Origin of the sequence: Mesorhizobium sp. M1E.F.Ca.ET.041.01.1.1 (assembly GCF_003997355.1) — a bacterium.
Classification (GTDB): Bacteria; Pseudomonadota; Alphaproteobacteria; order Rhizobiales; family Rhizobiaceae; genus Mesorhizobium.
This window is the reverse complement of sequence record NZ_RZSL01000346.1, coordinates 1-6,748: the sequence shown is the minus strand read 5'-3', so window position 1 is coordinate 6,748 and position 6,748 is coordinate 1. Positions and strand designations below refer to the sequence as shown.

General features: G+C 63.6%; 6 protein-coding genes and 2 pseudogenes. 3 read left to right on the top strand and 5 right to left on the bottom strand.

The features are described 5' to 3' along the window. Together EOA38_RS41145 and EOA38_RS24000 are read left to right on the top strand one after the other, a co-directional pair. Positions 1–73, top strand: a pseudogene (locus EOA38_RS41145) (ferredoxin); the annotation flags it as partial. A 376-nt stretch (positions 74–449) separates the two neighbouring features. Beyond that, a complete protein-coding gene (locus tag EOA38_RS24000) occupies positions 450–1,031 on the top strand; it encodes a CarD family transcriptional regulator (protein WP_040974338.1) in 582 nt (193 codons plus the stop codon). A 101-nt stretch (positions 1,032–1,132) separates the two neighbouring features. On the opposite strand, the gene EOA38_RS23995 is transcribed toward EOA38_RS24000, so the two are convergent. The 3 genes from EOA38_RS23995 to EOA38_RS23985 form a co-directional block, all read right to left on the bottom strand. Further along, positions 1,133–1,957: an amino acid ABC transporter ATP-binding protein gene (locus EOA38_RS23995; protein ID WP_127300396.1), complete on the bottom strand. Its 825-nt coding sequence runs from the start codon at positions 1,955–1,957 to the stop codon at positions 1,133–1,135. After that, on the bottom strand, positions 1,954–2,634 hold the full coding sequence (locus EOA38_RS23990) for an ABC transporter permease subunit (protein WP_126091470.1): 681 nt from the start codon (positions 2,632–2,634) through the stop codon (positions 1,954–1,956). The genes EOA38_RS23995 and EOA38_RS23990 overlap by 4 nt, the downstream gene beginning before the upstream one ends. Before the next feature lie 208 nt (positions 2,635–2,842). Next, positions 2,843–3,616: an amino acid ABC transporter substrate-binding protein gene (locus EOA38_RS23985; protein WP_127300395.1), complete on the bottom strand. Its 774-nt coding sequence runs from the start codon at positions 3,614–3,616 to the stop codon at positions 2,843–2,845. A 308-nt stretch (positions 3,617–3,924) separates the two neighbouring features. Between EOA38_RS23985 and EOA38_RS23980 the strand changes: the two genes are divergently transcribed. Continuing rightward, positions 3,925–4,788, top strand: coding sequence for an RNA polymerase factor sigma-32 (locus EOA38_RS23980; protein WP_126091468.1), 864 nt, complete (start codon positions 3,925–3,927; stop codon positions 4,786–4,788). Between the two features lie 22 nt (positions 4,789–4,810). Here EOA38_RS23980 and EOA38_RS23975 read toward each other — a convergent pair whose 3' ends face one another. Together EOA38_RS23975 and EOA38_RS23970 are read right to left on the bottom strand one after the other, a co-directional pair. Beyond that, positions 4,811–6,217, bottom strand: a complete 1,407-nt coding sequence (locus tag EOA38_RS23975) for a M48 family metalloprotease (protein ID WP_245464941.1) — start codon at positions 6,215–6,217, stop codon at positions 4,811–4,813. A 217-nt stretch (positions 6,218–6,434) separates the two neighbouring features. Continuing rightward, positions 6,435–6,748 (bottom strand): annotated as a pseudogene (locus EOA38_RS23970) (thiamine ABC transporter ATP-binding protein); the annotation flags it as partial.

Genomic DNA, 6,748 nt, shown 5'->3' with positions numbered 1-6,748 from the left:
CGCCAAGGCCTTCGACGGCGAGACCGGAAAGTTCGAGAAATATTTTTCGCCCGAGCCCGGCGAAGGCGACTGATTTGGCTGCCGGCACCGCCGGCATGACGCGACGTAAAGGCCTCGATACAATTGCTGTCTTGACAGGCAGCGATGGTTCTTGGTGTTAGCGAACGCAGCAAAACCTTGATTCTTCCGACTTTTTGTGTTACATCTGCAAAACATGCCGGTGACACAACGTCGATTTATGGCGCTAACGCCCCAAATCACTGAAAGGTGAGCTTTTCAAATCCGGACCAGAGCGATCTGGGGCAGGCAGGTGGCATTCGTGCGCTTTGTCGGTCCCGGCTTATTCCGGTGGTTCACATGTTGTGCGGCTAAAGGTCGGCTTCCGCCGATCGTCTGAGTTTCAGCCGGCGCCGCCATGCCGGCGCTACAACTAAGGAGTTCAGGGCGTAATGGCAACGATCACCCCGCAGAAGAAGTCTACCGCGGCCCGTCACGGGTTCAAGACCGGCGAATTCATCGTCTATCCGGCGCATGGCGTCGGTCAGATCGTGGCGATCGACGAGCAGGAAGTCGCGGGTCACAAGCTGGAACTGTTCGTCATCGATTTCCAGAAGGACAAGATGCGGCTCAAGGTGCCGGTCGCCAAGGCGACCTCGATCGGCATGCGCAAGCTGTCGGAAGAGGACTATGTCGATCGCGCGCTGAAGGTCGTGCAGGGCCGCGCCCGTATCAAGCGCACCATGTGGTCGCGCCGCGCGCAGGAATATGATGCCAAGATCAATTCCGGCGACCTGATCTCGATCTCGGAAGTGGTGCGCGACCTCTACCGCGCCGACAACCAGCCGGAGCAGTCCTATTCCGAGCGCCAGCTCTACGAAGCCGCGCTTGACCGCATGGCCCGCGAGATCGCGGCCGTCAACCGCATGTCGGAGACGGAAGCCGTGCGCCTCATCGAGGTCAACCTCAACAAGGGCCCGAAGCGCGGCGCCAAGGCCGACAACGAGGAAGCCGAGCAGGAAGAAGCTGCCTGAGCTGATCACTCACCCGAACACGAAAAACCCGGCTCCGCGCCGGGTTTTTTGTTTCTCCCCCTTGTGGGGAGAGTCGCTGCGAAGCAGCGGGGGGTGCGGCGTCAACCCCCACCCGGACCTTCGGTCCGACCTCCCCACAAGGGGGAGGTAGAAGGCTCGCCGCCGGCCTCCCTCTGCGCCTCTTCCTGGCGCAGCGAGGCGATGAAGCGCTTGGTCCGCTCACGCTCTGGCCGGTCGAACACGACCGAGGCCGGACCTTTCTCGACGACGACACCGGCATCGAGGAACACCACTTCCTGCGCGATCTTGGAAGCAAGCCTGAGATCATGCGTGGCCATCACCATGGTCGTGCCTTCGCGCGCCAGTTGGCCCAGCACATCGACCACTTCCTGCGCCAGTTCCGGATCGAGCGCCGAGGTCGGCTCATCGCAAAGCAGCACGCGCGGCGACGGCGCCAGCGCCCGGGCAATCGCCACGCGCTGCTGCTGGCCGCCGGACAGCGTTGCCGGCCAGGCATCGGCCTTGTGTGCCATGCCGACCTTCTCGAGCAGCGCCGTTGCCCGCTCGAGCGCCCGTGGCTGCGGCCATTTCAGCACTGTGACCAGCCCTTCCATGACATTCTCGATCGCGGTGCGATGCGGAAAGAGCTGGAAGTTCTGGAACACCATGCCGGTCTGCAGGCGCACCCGCTGGATATTTCTTGAAGGCACCTTGGCGCCGGGGTGGAACACAAGCGTCTCATCGCCGATGCGCAAGGTGCCGGCGGTCGGGATTTCCAGGAGATTGATGCAGCGCAGAAGCGTGCTCTTTCCGCCGCCCGAAGGCCCGACCAGCGCCGTGACGCTGCCCTCGTCGATGCTGACGGTGACGCCCTTCAGGACGAGGTTGTCGCCGAAGCGCTTTTCGATGTCGGTGAGGCCGATCATGCATTGGCCTCCAGGAAGCCGCCATAGCGGTTGAGCCGCACCTCAAGCCGCGCCTGCAGCGCCGACAGCACGGAGCTCATCGCCAGGTAGAGCGCCGCCGCCTCGACATAAAGGATCAGCGGCTCATAGGTGGTGGCGACGATGCGCTGCGCCGCCTGGAACATTTCGGGCACCGTTATTGCCGCCGCCAGCGATGTGTCCTTGACCAGCGAGATGAAGGTGTTGGAAAGCGGCGGCACCGCGACGCGGCCCGCTTGCGGGAGGATCGTGCGCCGCATCGCCTGGCTCCAGGTCATGCCGATCGAGTAGGAAGCCTCCCATTGGCCCTTCGGCACCGAGCCGATGACGGCGCGGATGATCTCCGAGCTGTAGGCGCCGATGTTGAGCGTGAAGCCGATCAGCGCGGCGGGAAAGGCATCGAGCAGGATGCCGACCGACGGCAGGCCGTAGAAGATCAGGAAAAGCTGGACCAGAAGCGGCGTCCCGCGAAAAATCCAAACATAGAAGCGGACGAGCGCCACCAGCGGCTTCGGGCCGAACAGCCGGATCAGCGCCGTGACCAGCCCGGCGATGAGCCCGAGGGCGAAGGACAGCAGCGTCAGCGGCACGGTGAAGATCAGCGCCGCCCACAGCAATGTCGGCAATGATTCCAGCATCAATTGCAGCCAATGCGCCACGAAACCCTCCTTGCCAGACCGTCCTGGCTCCAACGACTATCATGCAAAAACCGGCGGGCCGTCAAAGACGGCCCGCCGGAATTCAAGCAAAGGACGATTAAAGCGCGTCGCGCTGAAGCGGATTCAGGCGACGCGCTTTAGGTCTTTGTTTTGATGCATGTCGTTCTCCCAAAACCGCTGCACACTTTTGGGCGACATGCACTAGGGCTTACTGCGAGACGTCCTGGCCGAAATAAGTATCGGCGATCTTCTTGTAGCTGCCGTCGGCCTTGATGTCGGTCAGCGCCTTGTTGATCGCGGCGACCAGTTCAGGATCGCCCTTGCGCACGATGACGCCGGAATAGTCGGCGTTCTCTTCCTGCGCGGCGATCTTCACATTGGCGTCGGGCTTGTGCTTCTTGAAGTCGAGGAAGGACAGGCTGTCGTTGATCGTGGCGTCGGCGCGGCCGGTCAGCAGCAATTGGATCGACTGGTCGAAACCATCGGTGCCGACCAGTTCGGCGCCGTTCTTCTCTGCGAGCTTGCCGAAATTGGAAGTCAGCGACTGCGCCGCCTTCTTGCCCTTGAGATCGGCAAAGGTCTTGATGTCGGTGTCGTCGCCGCGAACGATCAGCACCGCCTTGGAAGCGATGTAGGGATCGGAGAAATCATACTTGGCCTTGCGCGCATCGGTGATGCCGACCTCGTTGATGACCGCGTCGTAGCGGTTGGCGTCGAGACCGGCGATCAGGCCGTCCCACTTGCCTTCGAGGAACTGCGCCTTGACGCCGAGCTTCTCGGCAATCGCCTTGGCGATCTCGACATCGAAGCCGACCAGCGCTCCGGATTCGTCATGATAGGTGAAAGGCGCGTAGGTGCCTTCCGTGCCGACCTTCAGGACGCCGGACTGCTTGATCTGGTCGAGATTGGCGCCGGCATGTCCGGCGGTGACCGCCAGAACCTGCAGGGTTCCGGCGACGAGGAGCGATTTGAGCCATTTCATTTTTCTGTGATCCCGTTTTGACCGGTGCTCCGGCGCAGTGTGAGAGCCGCAAACTGGCAGATAGAAGCTCACGAAATAAGGAACCAGATTTCAAAAATTGGCTCAGCCAGAAATCTGGTCCTCAAAATCAGCGCAAATCACGGCGGGCGGACGTCCCGGATCGATAACAAAGCCGTGCCTGGCGCACCGGATGCGCGCCACCGCAGCTACGGAACCATCCATGCTCCTGGCACGTTGCAGGCTGTTGTAGGGCGCGGCAGCGTCTTTTCAACCGTCATCAGCGCGAACGACCGCCAAGAGGAGCCGGCATGATCGAGGACGTGGCAGGACGGACACTGGTCCGGGCGGCAATGAAGGCTCCCTATCTCGAGCGCGACGAGGAGCACCTCCTGGCCATACGCTGGAAGGAAAAGAACGACCAGGACGCGCTGCATCTGATCACCGTCGCCCATATGCGCCTGGTGATTTCCATGGCGTCGAAATTCCGCCATTACGGCCTGCCGCTCGGCGATCTGATCCAGGAAGGCCATGTCGGTCTGCTGGAAGCCGCGGCCCGCTTCGAGCCTGCCCGCGAGGTGCGCTTCTCGACCTACGCCACCTGGTGGATCCGCGCCTCGATGCAGGACTATATCCTGCGCAACTGGTCGATCGTGCGCGGCGGGACGAGCTCGGCGCAGAAGGCGCTGTTCTTCAATCTGAGACGGTTGCGCGCGCGGCTCGCCAACGGCGCCGAGCCGATCTCCAATGCCTCGCTCTACCGCGAGGTCTCGGCCGCTCTCGGCGTGCCGGAAGCCGACGTGGCGATGATGGATTCTCGCCTTTCGGCTCCCGACAGCTCGCTCAACACCCCTTTGGCCGACGAGAACGGCGCGGCCGAGCGGATGGATTTCCTGGTCTCGGAGGATCCGCTTCCCGACGAGGTGGTCGGCGAGACGATCGACGTCGAGCGTCGCGCGGTCTGGCTGAGGAGCGCGCTCGGCGCGCTCAATGCCCGCGAGCTCCGGATCATCGAGGAGCGCCGGCTGAGCGACGACGGCGCCACCCTGGAATCGCTCGGCGAGGCGCTCGGCATCTCCAAGGAGCGCGTCCGCCAGATCGAAGCGCGCGCCATGGAAAAGCTGAAAGTGGCGCTGGTCAAGCAGAACCCCGAATTCCTGGCGGAAGCAGCCTGAAATATGAACCGCAGTCGCGGGCTTACCTGTCGGTGACGATCTTGACCTTGTCTCCGGCCGACACCGTCGCGCCCGGCGACATCGCGTTCAGCACGCGGAAGAGATCGAGCTTGCGGTCGACCCCGACCATCTGGGCCGCGAGCGTGCCCATGTTCTGGCCCGGCTGCACGGTGACCACCCTGATGTGCAGCGGCTTCAGCGCCGCCTTCTCGGCCGCGCTCAATGTACGGAACGAACCGCTGACCGAACGCGCGACCGGCTCCAGCGCGGTGCTGGCCGAAGGTGCCGCAGTCAGCAAGCGATAGACCTGCCCGCCGGCGCGGATGACTGCGATATCGAACTGCCACCCTTGCGCGCTGGCATGCGCCATCGCGGCTTCGTTGCCGTTGACCGTTTCCTGGCGCACGCTGGTGTCGTCCAGTCCGGCGACCCAGCCGCTGCGGATGTAATCGGTCAGCGACACCGACTTGTCGATCGCCACGCCGTCGAAGCGGATGGCGATATCGCCAGGTCCGGTCGCGGTCACCGCGGCCGCCGAATTGTCGATGACGAAGCCGTCCGGCACCGAGAACGAGACGCCAAGGCCGGGATGCATGAAGGTCTGGCCGCGCACATAGCCCTCTTCCGGCGTATCGCCGTAGAGCAACCCGTCTATGCCGGCGAGGAAGGCATCGCGGTCGCGCGTGCCGACGCCAGGCGGGCCGAAGTTGCGGGCAAGCCGCTGCGCCAGATCGATACGCTGCGGCGTGTTGGGGTGCGTCGCCAGGAAGTCGAGGCTGGCATCGGTGGCGCCGCTGACCGAGCGGAAATCGGTATAGGCGGACATCGACTGCAGGAAGCGGCCGGCCGCGTACGGATCATAGCCTGCCTCGCCGATCGACTTGATGCCGATGGCGTCGGCCTGCAGTTCCTGATTGCGCGAGAATTGCGCGAGCTTCAGCTTGCCGCGGATCAGCGCCGCCTTGGCGGTGGGGCTGTCGCCGAGCACATCGGAGACCACCTTGGTCGCCAGCCCCTCCTCGGCCTCGAGCTGCTGCCGCTGCAGGCCGTGATTCGCGGTGACGTGGCCCATCTCATGCGCGATGACGGCGGCAAGCTCCGACGAGTCGTTGGCCAGAGCCAGCAGCCCGCGCGTGACGTAGAGATAGCCGCCCGGCAGCGCGAAGGCGTTGACGTTGGGCGAATTGAGGATGGTGATGCGATAGGTCTGCGTCGGGTTGGCCGACACCACCGTCAAATTGCCGACGACCTTGGCGACCATGCGTTCGAGCTTCGGATCGGAATATTCGCCGCCATAAGTAGCGAGAATCCGCGGATGCTGCGCTTTCGCCATGTCGGCGAGCTTGGCGTTGGCGACGACGTTGTCGACCGTGATCGGCTTGTCCGAGGGCTGGAAGCCAGATTCCTGCACGTCCGGCGGCGTGAACATCTGGCAGCTCGCCAGCGTCACGGCAAAGCCGGCCAACGCGAAGAATCGCGTCAGCGGCCTCATCCAAACTCTCTCCGCGCCGCTCGGCAGATCGGCTTCCTTTCCAAATTTCTCGGCAAATCAGCCCGGCCCCCGGGCCGGTATGGCCGGACCTAGCCACACTCCCCCGGACAAGGCAAGCAAACGCCGGATCGCCCGCTGCCGGTTTGAGCGTAAATTATGTCCGCTTCCGGGCAATATGTTGTGATCCGGCAACGCTGCCGCCTCGATCGCCGATATAGCGCCGGAAGGCGTCCGGTCCAGACCGGCCGAAGAAATCCGCGGCCGGTCCGGTCGCGGCGATCCTTCCTTCGTCCAGAAATGCCATGTTCTCGCCGATGCGGCGGGCATCGTCCGGCTGGTGCGTGACGAAAAGCACGGTCATGTGCCGCTCGGCATGGATGCCGGCCACGAGATCGAGCATGTCGTCGCGCAGTGCCGGTCCGAGCGAGGCAAAGGGCTCGTCGAGCAGAAGCACGGGCCGGTCGCGTA